Genomic DNA, 14,688 nt, shown 5'->3' on the forward strand with positions numbered 1-14,688 from the left:
GTGGCAGGCTGCGGCGGCCGAGATGTTCGAGCGGAGGACTCGGATTGCGTTTCTTGGCAAGCGCTAATTCAGCTTTTCAACATTCGATCGACGATATCCCGCAGGTTGCGGGAGAGATCGTCATGGGCAGCAATGCGCTCGATCTGTCTGCGCGCAAGCGCCTGCCGTGTCGGTTCCAGCGCCTCGAAGGAGCGCATCGCCGTCATCAACCGCGCGGTCAGCGTGGCATTGCGCTTGTCCGAGGTCAGAATGAAGTCGGCGAAGAAGTTATAGCCCGCGCCGTCGTCTCGGTTGAACCCGGTCGGATTTGACGAGGCGAAGGCACCGATGAGGGCACGGACCCGGTTGGGGTTGGTCTCGTCGAAGGCGTCATCCCCCATCAGCGCGGCAACGCGTTCAAGCGTCTGCGCGCCGGGCACCGTCGCAAGCGTCGAGAACCACTTGTCGAGCACCAACGGCTCGCCGGCGAAGCGACGCCTGAAATCGGAAAGCGCGTCTTCCGCCTCGGCCGAGCCCGCGAACTGGTGCGCCAGTATCCGCATCGCGGCCAGCATGTCCGTCATGTTGTCGGCGTGCCCATAGGCCCGGTTTGCGCGGGCAGGGTCTCCTTCGCCGGCGACCGCCAGCGCCAGGGCCGCATTGGTCAGCGCGCGACGGCCAGCACTTTCGGCATCGGGGCTGAAGGTGCGGGGGTTCTCCATTGCCGTCGTCAGCCGGGCAAAGCTGTCGCCCCCGGCCTGTGCGATGGCTGCAAACACCGCACTGCGCGCTGTGTGGATGGCGTCCGGGTCGACATTGTCGACGATCGCGCGGCCAATGTCGAGTTCGCTTGGCAATGTGAGCGCCAGAGCCCGGAAGGCGGGTTCGAGCGCGTCGTCCTCCGCAGTTGCGATGAGCACGTCACCCAGTTCCCCGTCGATTGTGACGGACCGGCCTGCCTTGACATCACCGGCGGCCTTGACCAGCGTTTCGAGCGCCAGCGCATTGATCGTGTCCCAGCGGGCGACCAGATCCGTCTCGGCGCCGGCGATCCTGAGCCTGTCCTCGCGCGATTGGTCGAAGCGGATCTTGACCGGCGCGGAAAAGTCGCGGTTGACCGAGATGGCAGGTCTGGCGCCGATGCCTTCGAAGACGAAGGTTTGTTCATCCTCCGTCAGCTCCAGAACGTCCTTGCGGTGCTCACCGCCGGTGATGGCCGATGGCTCCATATTGTCGCCATTTGGACCGATGAGCCCGACGCGCAGCGGAATATGGAGCGGTTTCTTGACCTTCTCTCCGGGCGTCGGCGTCGTCGTCTGGCCGAGCGTCAGAGTGAGCTCGCGCTTGTCCTCGTCATAGGCACTTGCGACAGAAATCACCGGCGTGCCGGCCTGGTGATACCAGAGGGCGAAATGGGTGAGGTCATGGCCGGTCGCCTCCTCGAAGCATTTCAGGTAGTCCTCGATCGTCACGGCTCCGCCGTCATGACGCTCGAAGAACAGGTCGAGTCCCTGGCGGAAGCCGTCGGGGCCAAGAAGCGTCGCGATCATGCGCGAGACCTCGGAACCCTTCTCGTAGACCGTGGTCGTGTAGAAATTGTCGATCTCGACATACTCGGTCGGACGCACCGGATGGGCGAGCGGACCGCCGTCCTCGGGAAACTGATGTGCCCTGAGGAATTTCACCTCGTCGACGCGCACGACCGGGCGCGAACGCTGGTCGGCGGAAAACTCGTGTTCGCGATAGACCGTCAGCCCTTCCTTGAGGCTCAACTGGAACCAGTCGCGGCAGGTGATGCGGTTTCCGGTCCAGTTATGGAAATATTCGTGCGCCACCACGGCCTCGATCCGGGCATAGTCGTCATCGGTTGCCGTTTCCGGGTCGGCCAGGATCAGCCGGTCATTGAAGATATTGAGGCCCTTGTTCTCCATCGCGCCCATGTTGAAGTCGGAGACGGCCACGATCATGAAGATATCGAGGTCGTATTCGCGTCCGAAGCGTTCCTCGTCCCACTTCATCGCGCGCTTGAGTGCGTCCATCGCATAGCCTGCGCGTTCCGCCTTCCCGTGCTCGACATAGACCCTGAGCGTCACATCGCGGCCGGACATGGTCGTGAACCTGTCCTCGATCATCGCGAGATCTCCCGCGACAAGGGCGAAGAGGTAGGACGGCTTGGGGAAGGGGTCGTGCCATCTGGCCATATGCCGGCCGTCATCGAGCGTCTGTTCTTCGACCATGTTGCCGTTTGACAGCAGGAGCGGGCAGGTCTTCTCGTCGGCGATGATGGTCACCGTGTAGACCGCCAGCACGTCGGGCCGGTCGTAGAAATAGGTGATGCGGCGGAAGCCCTCGGCCTCGCATTGGGTAGAGTAGATGCCGTTGGTCCGGTAGAGGCCCAGAAGCTGGCTGTTTGCGGTCGGGTTGATTCGCGTCTTGACCGTCAGCGTGAAGGCGCCGTCCTCGGGCAGGTCGCGGACCGTCAGCGTGTCGGCATCGCTGTCATAGCGTTCGGGAAGCAAAGGCTTGCCGTCGAGGGCAAGGCCGGAAAGCGCGAGCCCGTCGCCGTCGAAAACGAGCGGCGCCGACGGATCAGCGCCAGGCCTGCGACGCATGCGGATCTCGCTTCCCACCGTTGTCATCGTCTCGCCGAGGTCGAATACCAGGTCGACGGTCTCGATGATAAAATCGGTCGGCTGGTAGTCCTTCAGATAGACGGTCCGGTTCTTGTCCGTTGGCATGGGCATCCTCTTAGATATTTTTTCTTTCGGCGCGGCCGATCGATGCACAACAAAGCGCCGAAGCCCGAAAAATGCAAATGCTTCGCGGGAATTTCATGAAATCTGTACATGGATGCGGAAACTGGCGTAAGGAGGGCGGCATATCTGCGGGTCCGCCCGCCGCCCAACCGAACACCAGATCGCGTCATCCATGCCCTTTGAAACCAATGCCAACCCGTTGCGCGGCATCACCCTCAAACTGTCCTCGATCCTTGCCTTTCTCGGGATGCAGACCTGCATCAAGCTTGCGGGCGAGGGGATCGCGCCGGGGCAGGTCACCTTCTACCGCTCTCTGTTCGGCATCGTGCCCATCATCGTCTATCTTGCCTGGCGGCACGAGTTGAAGGGCGCCTACAGGACGGAACGCCCGGTCGGGCATTTCCTGCGCTCGCTGATCGGCATAACCTCCATGGGCATGGGGTTTTACGGGCTGATGCACCTGCCATTGCCGGAGGTGATCGCCCTCGGCTATGCGCTGCCACTGCTCTCGGTCGTCTTTGCTGCCCTGCTTCTGGGAGAGGTGGTGCGCATCTATCGCTGGTCGGCCGTCGGCGTCGGGCTCTTTGGGGTTTTGGTCATCTCCTGGCCCAAGCTGACGCTTTTTCGCGAAGGCGGCATCGGCTCGGAGGAGGCGCTCGCCGTCGTGCTCGTTCTTGCGGGCGCGGCGCTTGGCGCGCTGGCCATGATCCAGGTCCGGCGCCTGCTGGTCACCGAAAAGGGGCCGACGATCGTGCTCTATTTCTCGACCTTCGCCGCATTGCTCTCGCTTGCGACGCTGCCCTTCGGCTGGGCCTCGCTCGGCTTCTGGCCGCTCGTCCTGCTTATTCTCTCGGGTCTCTTCGGCGGCGTCGGCCAGATCATGATGACCGAGAGCTATCGCTTCGCCGACGCCTCGACGATCGCGCCCTTCGACTACAGCTCGATCATTTTCGGCATTCTGATCTCGTTGTTCGTCTTCGGCGAGATCCCGACGCTGAACACGATCGCCGGCTCCGTCTTCGTCGTCGGCGCCGGCATCTTCATCATCTTCCGCGAGCACAGGCTGGGGCTGGAACGGCGGAAGATCCGCCGCGTCTCCTCCTCGCAAAACCCGAACTGAAAAGCCTATTCGCTCTGGGCGGGTTCGTATTCGGTGTCGTAGTCGACCGCGATGCTGCCGGCCGGGTCCGTGCCGCGCATCGGCACGGCGATCGCGTGGAAGTCGCTGCGCTCGTCCGGGGCGACCGTCGGATTGCCCTTCATCACCCGCCAGGCGGCATAGGCCGCGTAGATGGCGAAACCGATCGACAGATAGAGCATCAGTCCGCGCGGACCGGCAAGCTCCATCGCGCCGCCGCCGATCAGGGGGCCGGCAACGGTGCCGAGGCCGTAAAGCACCATCAGCGAGCTTGAAATCGTCACATATTCGCTCGGATCGGCACGGTCATTGGCGTGGGCGACGTTGAGCGCGTAGATCGGATAGAGCATCGAGCCGACGATGAAGGCCGTGCCATAGAGCAGGCGCGGCGTGTCCGGCGACATGAAGAACATGGCGCAGGCGGCAACGACGCCGATCACGCCGCAGGCGATCATCACATAGCGCCGGTCGGTGCGGTCGGAGATGCGGCCGATCGGGATCTGTCCGAGCGCGCCGCCGGCAAGCACGAAGGCAAGCAACGTCGCGCCCTGGCCGGTGGTGAAGCCGCTCTGCGTGGTGTAGACGCCGCCGAGGCTGGCCCAGGTGCCGGACAGGATCCCTGCGAGGACCGCGCCGACGGCGGCGACCGGCGAGCGCCGGTAAAGCTTGCCAAGCCCGAACTGCACCTGCGCGATCGGGGCGGGGGATTGCGCGGTGGAAAGCGCGGTCGGCAGAATGGCGACGGCAAAGACGATGCCGCAGACGATGAACAGCGTCGTGTTGAGCGGATCGCCAAGGGGAACGAGATACTGGCCGCCGATCGAGCCGGCAAGCGTCACCATCATGTAGATCGAGAAGACCGAACCCCGGGTTTCGTTGGTCACCCTTTCATTCAGCCAGCTTTCGATCACCAGGTAGCAGCCGGCAACGGCGAAGCCGGAAATAGCCCTGAAAACGACCCAGACATGCCAGTCGACAAGCAGCGAGCTTGCCAGGATCGAGGCCGTCAGCAGCGTGATCAGGGCTCCGAAGACGCGGACATGACCGACGCGCAGCACCAGTTTCGGGGTCACGATGCAAGACACCGTAAAGCCCACCGTATAGCCGGTCGCAATCACCGAGATCAGGAAGGACGACCAGCCTTCCGCGACCGAGCGCACCGGTACAAGATAGTTCATCAACCCGTATCCGACCATCATCAGCATGGTCGAGAGCATCAGAGAGGTGATGGAGACGAGACTGGCAAACATGGTTTTCGCTCGCTGCGGCGTTTTCTGGGTGTCTCTCTTCCGCCGCAAGCGCGGCCAACGCGGCGACTTCCGGCCCTATAGGGTTTTCACGCGCCCCCCGCAACCGCCCGAGGGTGTTTTTTGCGTCTGTATTTTCCCGCCCGGATCAAGTAGGCTTGCCTGCAACGACAAGGCTGGAAGCGGCGCAGTTTCCGGCACAACAGCGCCGATGACCTTATAAGAACAATGCCGCTTTCCGCAGAACAGATCGCGACGCACCCTTCCTTCCTCCCTTCACTTTCGGTTTACGGAGAAAGGCTGGCCGGTGTTTACCAGGAAAATCAGCGCCTCGGCGCAAATTTCGGTTCCCAGCGTCGCTGGTTGATATCCCAGTCGGCGCTTGCCCTTTACTGGGGCGGAAATGACGGCCTGACCGTCAACAGTCTGATCGATGTCCTGAAGCCTTTCAAGATCGCCAGTCCGAACACGATCCGTGATTATATCGATGAGTCGCTGGCCTACGGTTTTCTGTGTCCCGACCCCGGCCGCGATAGCCTCAGGCCGCGCTATTATCAGCCGACCAGGCCCGTCTATGCTGCCATCGGCCAGTGGCTTGCGGCGAATCTTCTGATGCTCGACGCCCTCGATGGGACGGATCGTGTCTCGGCGTTTGCGGCGTGCCCGGAAATGATCCCGAAGATACAGCCGCGGCTTGCCTTGGGGTGTCTGCATGACGCAGCCTGGCGCGAGCCGCCGCCGCGCGTCGCCCTCTTGCAGAAGTCGATCTCGGGCGGGTTGGTGATGGACAATATCATCATCATGATAGGGCGCGAGCAGCCCGACCAGGGCCGCTATCTGATCCCGGCGCTTAATGCGCGCGATATGGCGAGCCGGATCCTGATCTCGCGAACCCATCTGCAGCGCATCCTTCGCAGGGTCGTCAATGTCGGCGCGATCGGCTGGGTCGGGCGGCCGTTCGAGAGCGCGATGTGGATCGATTCCGCCTTCATTGACGAATATTGCCGTTGGCAGGCGGTCAAGTCTTTTCATCTCAATGAGGCCTTCGCTGTGGCCGCCGGCAACCCGGCGAATTAGTCGCTACCTTTCCATTTCAGATCATTTTTGGTAAAAAGCGCTCTGAACGCGACCTGCGCCCAATATTCGCTGGGTTTGGCGCTTAATATGCGATTTACCTCACGCGCTTATCATGCTTGTCTTGATGCCCGCACGTGACGTGCCCGGCCATCGCCGTGACAAGATGTTTTGATTGGACCTGTCCCGGCGCTGAAACGCTCGACTGGACAAACGGATGCGATTGATGAATTCCGACTTGCCTCAGACGGCTGACAACAGACCGGTGGTTCAGACGCTCAACCGGGCGCCCGAATGCATCCTTCTGGTTGACCCTTACGGGACGATCGAGATCGCCAATGATGCGGTGCTTTCGCTTCTGCGCGCTGATGAGGCTGATGTGTGCGGGACGGCTCTGATATCTTGGTTTGCCGATGCGGACGGTAAGGAAATCGATCGGGCAATGACGCGCGTGCTCTCCGACGAACCGGGAAGCCGGCTTGAGGAAGTTTCCGCCGAATTCGCCTTCGGCCCAAGCGGTCGTTCCCATCTCTCGCTGGCCCGCATGCGTCATCGCGATGCCGTTTGCGTTGTGATCAACCGTCCGGCCTCAGGGCGCGAGCGGCCGCGCAGGGCCGCCGCGATGCCGAGGGTGAGCGACGGTGAATTCAACACCGGATCACAGAAAACGGCGGCCGCACCTGTAGCAGCGATGAAGGCCGCGCAGACGCCTGGCACCGATATCGGCGCGGTCGGCAGCCATATGCCCTGGAATACGCAACGCACCCGTCCGGCCGTCGAGCCGGCGCGGCCGCAGCGGACCTTCGCAAACGGCTTCTTTCATGTCGCCGGCACAGAGGAGTCTCCTGCCGAGGAGAACCCTGTCGAGCAGATCAGGGAGGCGCGGTCCTCCGCGGCGGCGAAAGCCGAACGGGAGCCCGACCCTGTCCAGAAGCAGCAAACCAGGCCTTCTGACAGCGCTAACACGTCTGCGGCCGAAGAAGTCCTTCAGTCGGCGCCCGTTTCGGCGGCGTCGCCCTTGCGCCGGGATATCTATGCCGAATTCGAATCCGAACGGGACCGTCGGGAGCGAGAGCAGGACATCCCGCTGATCTCTCCCGCCAAATGTCTTATCGCAGCGCTCGAGCGTCATCGTGGCGAGGCGGTGGCGGAAAGCGTGATGCTGGCCACCGCGATCGACGATGGCGGTTATGGATTCCCGCTTGACGAGGATCGTCTGACCGAGCTGTTCTCGCATCTCGTCGAGCGCCTGATCGCCGTGTCCCCGCCCTATTGCGATGCGCAGGTTGCGCTCGAGCCGACCGCGTCCAATGGCTTTCGGGCCAGGTTCTCCGATATCGGCAGGGGGCTCAGCGAGAGCGAGCTTGACGCGGTCTTCAATCAGCCGGAACTGACGATCGGCATATCCCACACCTGTCTCGTCGAGGCCCAGGAAGCCGCCGCCAGGCTCGGCCTCAAATTCTCGATCAGGACGGCCGTGGAAAGCGGCACGGCTGTCGAGATCACCTTCATAGATTGAGATAATGACTTGGAAGGGTGGGGTGACTGCGGGCATCGGCTCGCCGCCCGCCACGCTGGCCGGGGCTTCCTCGCGCCGGATCACCCCTCGTCGTTCCCCGATGAATTCGGCCAAGCGGACAGGCCTTTGAAAAAGACAAAGCCGGGACGTATCCCGGCTTTCGAAACAATCTCGCAATTTCCGCTTTCGGCGCCGCTGCTTAAATGCGGCGCAACGGCTTCACCCGTCGCCTGATCAGGCGCCAAGCGCCCGCATGGTCGGACGGCGCGTGCTGGCGTCGTGGTGGCCGAGCGCCTTGGCAAAGCCCTTGGCAATCGCGCGGTCGATGCCCCGCTGGCCGTGATAGCCGTTGGTCGAGCGTCCGAGTTCGAGAGAAAAGCGCGTGTTCTGCATAAGGGTTGCGTCCATGTCCTGTACGTGTCTCATTGCCTTGGTTCCTGTAGTCCTCCCAAGACATGATCCCTTATCCATGAAATGACCCGGACCAGCAATGGTCCCCGCCGTAGGGCAGCCATGCGCCTGATGCATGACGGCGTCAATGGGCCTGAAACTGTTCAATTTCTGGGCAGGAGAGCGGATGTTCGCCAGGGCCGTTCAACCGAGACGGGCCTTGAAGGACAGGAGGTCTTGCCAGGCAGGCTTCTTGTTGGCGGGGGCGGCCAGCAACTCGTTCGGAGAGAAAGTCACCAGCGCCTCCACGGCATGGCCGTCGAAGCGCAGTTGATGCCAGCCGCCGCGCAGGTTGAACACCGTCTTGTCGGCGTCGATCAGCATGCGGCTGGCGAAATTGCCGAGAACCAGAAGATGACGCGGTTCGGCAAGCGCGATCTGGCGGAACAGGAAGGGCCGGCAGATATCCATTTCCGCGGGGGTCGGGCTGCGGTCTCCGGGCGTTCGCCAGGGAATGGCGGTGGCGACGGCAACGGCCTCGCGCGAAAGGCCGATTGCGCCGAGCATGCGTTCGAACAATCCGCCGGCGCGGCCAGCCAGCGGGGCGCCCTCCCGGTCGTCATCGCCGGAGGGGAAGCCGCAGATCGCCAGTATCCCGCTCTCCGGCATGGCTTCGAGCGTAATGGTGGAACGGGCATTGTGTTTCAGGTTGCAGCCCGAGAATCCGTCCAGAACCGTCTTGAGTTCACCAAGCGAGCGGGCGCTCTCGGCTGAAAACTGCGCATCGGAGATCGCCTTGTCGTCCGGGATCGTCGTTGTGCCCATCGCGGGGCGGGCGGCGACGGGACGGGCCGCCGGGGCGCTTGTCTCGGTCTGGGCCTTCTGTTGCGCCGCAGGTGCGCCCTTCTCGGGAGCGCCACGCGGCTCGGCGCGGACCGTCAGATCGACGGCCTCGTCCTCGAGCAGCACATCCAGCCCGGCATCGGCATAAAAATGCAGAAGGGCGGCCGCCTCGTACGCTGTCAAATCCCTTGCGGAAATCATGCTTGGCTTCCATGGGGCGGCGAAAGCGCCGCCCGGCAACGGGTTGTCATCAGATTGCGTGTATTGCGCCGCCGTCGCAGCGGATCAGGCTGCCGGTCAGGTAGCTTGCCTGCCGTGAGCACAGGAAGGCGGCGATGCTGGCGAACTCCTCGACGCGCCCGAGCCTTCCCGCCGGGATCGTCGAGAGCGTGGCCTTGCGCACTTCGGCGAGACTCTTGCCGGAGCGTTCGGCGTTGGCATGGTCGAGCTCGTCGATTCGGTCGGTGTGAATGCGGCCCGGCAGCAGCATGTTTGCCGTTATTCCCGAGGAGGCGATCTCGCTCGAAAGTGTCTTGTTCCAGCCAACAAGCGCGGAACGCAGCGTGTTGGAGAGCGCCAGATTCGGGATCGGTTCGATGACGCCGCTGGAGGCGACGGTGACGATGCGGCCCCAGCCCTTTTCCTTCATCTTCGGTACGACCGCGTTGGTAAGCGTGATGATCGGCGAAACCATGGACTGGAAGAAGCTTTCGAGCCTTTGCGGGCTCATCTCGGAGACGGTGCCGGGCGTCGGGCCGCCGGAATTGTTGACGAGGATGTCCGCGCCGCCGAGCTTTTCCTCAATGGCAGCGAGCAGATCTTCGATGAAATTCTCCGCCGCAATGTCGGCTACCACGAAATCGGCCTTGCCCGGGGTTGTCTCGTTGATGACCTTGCAATTCGTTGCAAGCCGGTCTTCGGTGCGTCCGCAAAGCAGCACATGCGCGCCTTCCTTGGCCAGTGCCTCGGCGATGCCGGCGCCGAGCCCGCGCGAGGACGCAAGCACAACGGCCTTCTTGTCGGCAATACCAAAATCCATGAAAAACTCCCCTGGCCGGAACCGGCCGACGCTTTGAACAAAATGAACGGCGGAAATTGGCTTTCACCATAGACGCCCGCCATGTCGTCAATCAATCATTATCGGACGTTCATGCAGGCGCGCCGCGCGCGCTTGCTGTGGAAACTGCGTTTCGGCTCGCGCATTGCGCGTCGGCGGCCGATGCGCTTTCAATTTATCCGCAACCTCTTTAGGAATAGCGCGTGGGTTTGTGAGGACGCATGGCGCGCCGATAGCGGGTCATTGCGGCAATGGAAGGAATGACATGGCTGAAGAAATGCCGGAACGCGAAAGCATGGAATTCGATGTGGTGATTGTCGGAGCCGGTCCTTCCGGTCTGGCCGCCGCCATTCGGCTGAAACAGCTCAACGAGGAGCTGAGCGTCGTTGTGCTGGAAAAGGGAGCCGAGGTCGGCGCGCACATCCTTTCCGGCGCGGTTGTGGATCCGTCCGGCATCAATGCCCTCTTTCCCGGGTGGCAGGAGGAGGAGGGCCATCCCTTCAAGACGAAGGTCAAGCGCGATCGTTTCCTGCTGCTCGGCCCGGCCGGTTCGATCACGCTGCCGAATTTCGTGATGCCGCCGCTGATGAACAATCACGGCAATTATATCGTCTCGCTCGGCAATGTCTGTCGCTGGCTGGCCGAAAAGGCCGAGGCGCTGGGCGTCGAGATCTATCCCGGTTTTGCCGCGGCGGAAGTGCTTTATGACGAGAGCGGCGCGGTCATCGGTGTCGCCACCGGCGACATGGGCGTCGAGCGTGACGGCACGCCCGGTCCGAACTTCACCCGCGGCATGGCGCTTCTCGGAAAATATGTGCTGATCGGCGAGGGCGTGCGCGGCTCGCTCGCCAAGCAACTGATCGCCAGGTTCGGCCTAGATGAAGGCCGCGAGCCGCAGAAATTCGGCATCGGCTTGAAGGAATTGTGGGAAGTCGCGCCGGAAAAAAGCCAGCCCGGCCTCGTCCAGCATTCCTTCGGCTGGCCGCTCGATGGGAAAACCGGCGGCGGCTCCTTCCTTTACCATCTGGAGGATAATCAGGTCGCCGTCGGCTTCGTGCTGCACTTGAACTACAAGAACCCCTATCTCTCGCCCTTCGAGGAGTTTCAGCGCTTCAAGACCCATCCGGCGATCGCATCGACCTTTGACGGAGCAAAACGCATCTCCTACGGCGCGCGGGCGATCTCGGAAGGCGGCTACCAGTCCGTTCCGAAGCTTTCATTCCCCGGCGGCGCGCTGATCGGCTGTTCGGCCGGCTTGGTCAACGTGCCGCGAATCAAGGGGTCGCACAATGCGGTGCTCTCCGGCATGCTCGCCGCCGAACGCGTCGCAGACGCGCTTTCGGCGGGCCGCGAACACGACGAGATCGCCGAGATCGAGGCGGACTGGCGCGCGGGCGCGATCGGCCGCGACCTGAAGAGGGTGCGCAACGTCAAGCCGCTGTGGTCGAAGCTCGGAACCTTCGCCGGCATCGCGCTCGGCGGTCTCGACATGTGGACCAACACGCTGTTCGGATTTTCCTTTTTCGGCACGATGAAACACGGCAAGAGCGACGCCGCGTCGCTGGAGCCGGCGGCCAAACACAAGCCGATCGATTATCCGAAACCCGATGGCGTCCTGACCTTCGACCGCCTGTCCTCGGTGTTCCTGTCGAACACCAATCACGAGGAGGACCAGCCGGTCCATCTGAAGGTCAAGGACATGGCGCTGCAGAAAACCTCGGAATACGAGATCTATGCGGGCCCTTCGGGTCGCTACTGTCCCGCCGGGGTCTATGAATGGGTCGAGGAGGACGGCACGGAGAAGTTCGTGATCAACGCCCAGAACTGCGTGCACTGCAAGACCTGCGACATCAAGGACCCGAACCAGAACATCAATTGGGTGCCGCCGCAGGGCGGCGAAGGGCCGGTTTACCCGAATATGTGACGGGGTCACGCGTCAAGGCGGAACCAGCGGCCGCCTTGATCCGTTTCAGGCCAGTCAACAGTCTCAAGGACAAGCAATGCGTCTGAAAGGTATTTTCAACCGCGACGGCGGTACGTTCAAGACCACCGACATGGACGCATTTTCCGACCTTGCCGCCAATATCTTCCGCGATGCCGGGCATGACTTCGAATGCGCGGTCGTCAGCGGCGGCGAGATCGCCGATGTGATCACCAGAACGGTGAAAGCCGAGGGTTTCGACGGCATGATCGTTGGCGGCGGCGACGGCTCGATTTCGCTTGCGGCAGGCTCGATGTATGGCACCGACAAGCTCCTCGGCGTCATTCCGGCGGGAACCATGAACCTTTTTGCCCGCAGCCTTGGCCTGCCGCTGGATATCGAGGAGGCGCTGAAGACGCTGGCTGGCGGCAAGCCTGCCCATGTGGACGTGCCGACGATGAATGGCAGGCCGTTCATTCATCAGTTCTCCGCCGGTCTTCACGCGACGATGATCCGCAATCGCGAACAGCTCGACTATGATTCGCGGTTCGGCAAGATTTCCGCCAGCACGCGCGCCTGGATCGACACGCTGCGCGCGATACCGGAAATCAGTCTCGGCTATGAATGCGCCGAGGCGAGCGGTGAGGGGAAATTCGCCCTTGTCGGCGTCGCCAACAACCGTATTCACGGCAATGCCAGCCTGTTTACCGACCGGCCCCAGGGCGGAAAGCTCGCCTTTTATCTGCTGAAGGCCGAGGAGTTCGATTCGGTCCTCGGCTTCGCCCTCGACTATTTCTCCGGGCGGATCGAGGACAGCGAGAACACCACCGTGATCGAGACAGAAAAGCTGACGCTCGATTTCCATTCAAAGGGCATCGACCAGTCGCTGGACGGCGACCCGATCGAGGAAGTGCGCCATGCCGTGCTCGAGCAGCACCCCCGCTCGCTGCCGGTAATCGTCCCCGCCGACAGCCGGCTGGAATGACGGCCTACTGGAAGGCAGTCAGTTTTCTGACAAAGCCAGTTTGCGGAATCAGAGAGCCTGCCCCATCCTCCGTCACCCCGGCCCTGAGCCGGGGTCCAGGGCTACAAAAATACCTTTTGCAACAATGCCTTAATCACGAAGGTCCTCGCTGTTTGGCCCTAGATGCCGGCTCAAGGCCGGCATGACGGAAATGAGGGCCAGGACCCGTGCGGGCAAACAGAAGGCCTTACTGGAAGGCCGTCTCGTAGAAGCTTCTCAACTTGCGTGAATGCAGCCGTTCCGGCGGCATGGCGGCGAGTTTCTGCACGGCCTTGATGCCGATGTGGAGATGCTGGCGCACCTGGGTGGTGTAGAAGGCCGTGGCCATGCCGGGCAGTTTCAGTTCGCCGTGAAGCGGCCGGTCGGAGACGCAGAGAAGCGTGCCGTAGGGCACCCGGAAGCGGAAGCCGTTGGCGGCGATCGTCGCCGATTCCATGTCGAGCGCGATCGCGCGTGATTGCGACAGGCGTTTCACAGGCCCGCTTTGGGGCGAAAGCTCCCAGTTGCGGTTGTCGATCGTGGCGACCGTGCCGGTGCGCATCACCCGCTTCAGCTCGTAGCCCTCAAGCCCAGTTACCTCGCCGACGGCCTCCTCGAGCGCCTGCTGCACTTCGGCGAGCGCCGGGATCGGCACCCAGACCGGCAGGTCGTCGTCCAGCACATGGTCCTCGCGCACATAGGCATGGGCGAGCACGTAGTCGCCGAGCTTCTGGCTGTTTCTGAGCCCCGCGCAATGGCCGAGCATCAGCCAGGCATGCGGCCGCAGCACCGCGATGTGATCGGTGATCGTCTTGGCGTTTGAAGGACCGACGCCGATATTGACCATGGAGATGCCGGAATTGTCGGAACGTTTCAGGTGATAGGCCGGCATTTGCGGCATGCGCACGCCGGTGTGTCCGCCTTCCGGCTCCACTTCACCCGGAAGGGTGATGTTGTTGCCGGGCTCGACAAAGGCGCTGTAGCCTTCCCCGCCCTTGGCCATCACCTCCCGGGCATAGGCGCAGAACTCGTCGATATAGAACTGGTAGTTGGTAAAGAGCACGAAGTTCTGGAAATGCGCAGAACTCGTCGCCGTATAGTGGCTGAGGCGCGCCAGCGAATAATCGATCCGCTGGGCGGTAAACGGCGCGAGCGGCTGCGGTGCGCCGGGCTCCGGCTCGAAGTCGCCATTGGCGATCTGGTCGTCCGTAGTGTTGAGGTCGGGCGTGTCGAAGATGTCACGCAGCGGCACGTCGGCAAGCGCGGCGAGATCCGCCTCCACATGGGTGTTCTCGCCGAAGGCGAAATGCAGCGGAATGGGCGTGTCGGACTCTTCGACCGTTACGGGAACGCCGTGGTTCTTGATCAGCAGGCCGAGCTGCTCGATCAGATAGTCCGCAAACAGGATCGGGTGACTGATCGTCGTCGCATATTCGCCGGGCGTCGCCACATGGCCGAAGGAGAGGCGCGAATCGGTGAGCCCGTAGCTCCCGGTCTCGATGCTGACCTTCGGATAGCAGGCGCGGTAGCGCCCCTCGATCGGCGCGCCGCCTGCAAGCGCGATGAAGGCGTCGATAATGAAGCGGGTATTGCGCTTGTAGAGCGCCTGCAACGCCTTTACCGCTTCGCTTGGGTCGATGAAGCTCTGGGGCTCGACCGGATCGGGCGAAATGATGTTTGCTGTCAAAGGTTCGTTCTCGTGCATGGCGACCCTCTTCATGGCCGGTAACGGCGAAGTGTTGAGCAAAGCCGGTTCTTGCC

At 62.5% G+C, this 14,688-nt stretch carries 11 protein-coding genes; 5 read left to right on the forward strand and 6 right to left on the reverse strand.

Going from position 1 to position 14,688, the window contains the following annotated elements; translation table 11 throughout:
- Window positions 1-68: 68 nt before the first annotated feature.
- The gene (pepN, locus tag GGR30_RS07610; RefSeq protein WP_183484308.1) at window positions 69-2,717 is read right to left on the reverse strand and encodes an aminopeptidase N; all 2,649 of its coding nucleotides are present in this window, start codon (window positions 2,715-2,717) and stop codon (window positions 69-71) included.
- Window positions 2,718-2,907: 190 nt separating this feature from the next.
- On the opposite strand from pepN, the gene GGR30_RS07615 reads away from it, so the two are divergent.
- A complete protein-coding gene (locus GGR30_RS07615) occupies window positions 2,908-3,855 on the forward strand; it encodes a DMT family transporter (protein WP_183484310.1) in 948 nt (315 codons plus the stop codon).
- Window positions 3,856-3,860: 5 nt separating this feature from the next.
- On the opposite strand, the gene GGR30_RS07620 is transcribed toward GGR30_RS07615, so the two are convergent.
- Entirely contained in the window at window positions 3,861-5,123 is a 1,263-nt protein-coding gene (locus tag GGR30_RS07620) for an MFS transporter (protein WP_183484313.1), read from the reverse strand.
- A 225-nt stretch (window positions 5,124-5,348) separates the two neighbouring features.
- Between GGR30_RS07620 and GGR30_RS07625 the strand changes: the two genes are divergently transcribed.
- Entirely contained in the window at window positions 5,349-6,197 is an 849-nt protein-coding gene (locus GGR30_RS07625; RefSeq protein ID WP_183484316.1) for a hypothetical protein, read from the forward strand.
- Between the two features lie 223 nt (window positions 6,198-6,420).
- A complete protein-coding gene (locus tag GGR30_RS07630) occupies window positions 6,421-7,713 on the forward strand; it encodes a PAS domain-containing protein (protein ID WP_183484319.1) in 1,293 nt (430 codons plus the stop codon).
- 234 nt (window positions 7,714-7,947) lie between these two features.
- Here GGR30_RS07630 and GGR30_RS07635 read toward each other — a convergent pair whose 3' ends face one another.
- The 3 genes from GGR30_RS07635 to GGR30_RS07645 all read right to left on the reverse strand — a co-directional run bounded on the left by GGR30_RS07635 (window position 7,948) and on the right by GGR30_RS07645 (window position 9,985).
- Window positions 7,948-8,139 (reverse strand): hypothetical protein, encoded by a 192-nt coding sequence (locus GGR30_RS07635; protein ID WP_183484322.1) that lies wholly within the window; start codon window positions 8,137-8,139, stop codon window positions 7,948-7,950.
- A gap of 168 nt (window positions 8,140-8,307) precedes the next feature.
- Window positions 8,308-9,147, reverse strand: a complete 840-nt coding sequence (locus GGR30_RS07640; RefSeq protein ID WP_183484325.1) for a uracil-DNA glycosylase — start codon at window positions 9,145-9,147, stop codon at window positions 8,308-8,310.
- 49 nt (window positions 9,148-9,196) lie between these two features.
- Window positions 9,197-9,985: an SDR family oxidoreductase gene (locus GGR30_RS07645; protein ID WP_183484328.1), complete on the reverse strand. Its 789-nt coding sequence runs from the start codon at window positions 9,983-9,985 to the stop codon at window positions 9,197-9,199.
- 283 nt (window positions 9,986-10,268) lie between these two features.
- Between GGR30_RS07645 and GGR30_RS07650 the strand changes: the two genes are divergently transcribed.
- On the forward strand, window positions 10,269-11,927 hold the full coding sequence (locus GGR30_RS07650) for an electron transfer flavoprotein-ubiquinone oxidoreductase (protein WP_183484331.1): 1,659 nt from the start codon (window positions 10,269-10,271) through the stop codon (window positions 11,925-11,927).
- Window positions 11,928-12,003: 76 nt separating this feature from the next.
- Window positions 12,004-12,909, forward strand: coding sequence for a diacylglycerol/lipid kinase family protein (locus tag GGR30_RS07655; protein ID WP_183484334.1), 906 nt, complete (start codon window positions 12,004-12,006; stop codon window positions 12,907-12,909).
- Window positions 12,910-13,135: 226 nt separating this feature from the next.
- Here GGR30_RS07655 and GGR30_RS07660 read toward each other — a convergent pair whose 3' ends face one another.
- Window positions 13,136-14,632: an AMP nucleosidase gene (locus GGR30_RS07660; protein ID WP_183484337.1), complete on the reverse strand. Its 1,497-nt coding sequence runs from the start codon at window positions 14,630-14,632 to the stop codon at window positions 13,136-13,138.
- Between the last annotated feature and the right edge of the window lie 56 nt (window positions 14,633-14,688).

It is taken from the genome of Martelella radicis (assembly GCF_014196625.1).
In the GTDB taxonomy this organism is placed as follows: Bacteria; Pseudomonadota; Alphaproteobacteria; order Rhizobiales; family Rhizobiaceae; genus Martelella; species Martelella radicis.

Bases quoted from the DNA above. Each gene is read 5' to 3' on its own strand.
- pepN (WP_183484308.1), bottom strand. From the start codon at position 2,717: ATGCCAACGGACAAGAACCGGACCGTCTATCTGAAGGACTACCAGCCG.
- GGR30_RS07615 (WP_183484310.1), top strand. From the start codon at position 2,908: ATGCCCTTTGAAACCAATGCCAACCCGTTGCGCGGCATCACCCTCAAA.
- GGR30_RS07620 (WP_183484313.1), bottom strand. From the start codon at position 5,123: ATGTTTGCCAGTCTCGTCTCCATCACCTCTCTGATGCTCTCGACCATG.
- GGR30_RS07625 (WP_183484316.1), top strand. From the start codon at position 5,349: ATGCCGCTTTCCGCAGAACAGATCGCGACGCACCCTTCCTTCCTCCCT.
- GGR30_RS07630 (WP_183484319.1), top strand. From the start codon at position 6,421: ATGAATTCCGACTTGCCTCAGACGGCTGACAACAGACCGGTGGTTCAG.
- GGR30_RS07635 (WP_183484322.1), bottom strand. From the start codon at position 8,139: ATGAGACACGTACAGGACATGGACGCAACCCTTATGCAGAACACGCGC.
- GGR30_RS07640 (WP_183484325.1), bottom strand. From the start codon at position 9,147: ATGATTTCCGCAAGGGATTTGACAGCGTACGAGGCGGCCGCCCTTCTG.
- GGR30_RS07645 (WP_183484328.1), bottom strand. From the start codon at position 9,985: ATGGATTTTGGTATTGCCGACAAGAAGGCCGTTGTGCTTGCGTCCTCG.
- GGR30_RS07650 (WP_183484331.1), top strand. From the start codon at position 10,269: ATGGCTGAAGAAATGCCGGAACGCGAAAGCATGGAATTCGATGTGGTG.
- GGR30_RS07655 (WP_183484334.1), top strand. From the start codon at position 12,004: ATGCGTCTGAAAGGTATTTTCAACCGCGACGGCGGTACGTTCAAGACC.
- GGR30_RS07660 (WP_183484337.1), bottom strand. From the start codon at position 14,632: ATGCACGAGAACGAACCTTTGACAGCAAACATCATTTCGCCCGATCCG.